At 57.6% G+C, this 747-nt stretch carries 1 tRNA gene; it reads left to right on the top strand.

The window, feature by feature from the left end:
* Positions 1 to 575 precede the first annotated feature (575 nt).
* A tRNA-Leu gene (locus J8I34_RS34250) sits at positions 576 to 660 on the top strand.
* The last annotated feature ends 87 nt before the right edge of the window (positions 661 to 747 follow it).

The following is a 747-nucleotide window of genomic DNA, read 5'->3' as shown; positions in this document are numbered from 1 at the left end:
TCGGCGATGCCAGCTCGTTCTTCATGTGACTGGCATCTGACTCTCATTCGTGAAATTGGTTTACTCCGCATACTTATGACCAACCTCAATTTCAGGCTCTTGGGCGCCGCGGAGGACGATAGGCAACTCCAAGCCCTACGCTGCGAGAGACCACGCAGGATCTACGTTTCTGCCAGCATTGTGAGATCGCTTGCCACCATTCTCCCCGCGCAGTGGCGCTTGGGGTTGGAACTGGCCAACATTCGTCGTCAGGTGAAGAGGACCGCAGGGCGCCAGGAGGTTGAGCGGTTTCCGATATGAACAGTAAGCAACGCCGCAAGGCATATCGAAATAGCCCCTATCAAGTTCAAACGACGTGGACATTTCGGGGCGCGCGCGTGACCATTACCCGCATAGCAAGCCCCACCGCGGTCATTGTTGAATTTGACGGGGCCGGGGCGCGTACGCATGTCCCAACGCGAGCGCTGGAGCCACATAGCCCATATGGGGACATTTGCCGCCCACTGGGGGCACAAATCATTCGCTGACCCCACGCGCTTCAGGAAACCCGGTCCCTGGCAATATGTTTTTCCCCAGCCGACGTGGTGAAATTGGTAGACACGCTATCTTGAGGGGGTAGTGGGGCAAGCTGTGCGAGTTCGAGTCTCGCCGTCGGCACCAAGCAACTTTCTGGCAATGCCTCCAGGGGGCAATTGTCCACTGTAACGCTCGATCGGGAAGTCGGAGTCCTGCAAATTGAGGCCCTCC

Origin of the sequence: Cupriavidus phytohabitans (genome assembly GCF_017815025.1) — a bacterium.
Taxonomy (GTDB): Bacteria; Pseudomonadota; Gammaproteobacteria; order Burkholderiales; family Burkholderiaceae; genus Cupriavidus.
This window is presented reverse-complemented; position numbering and strand designations above follow the sequence as displayed.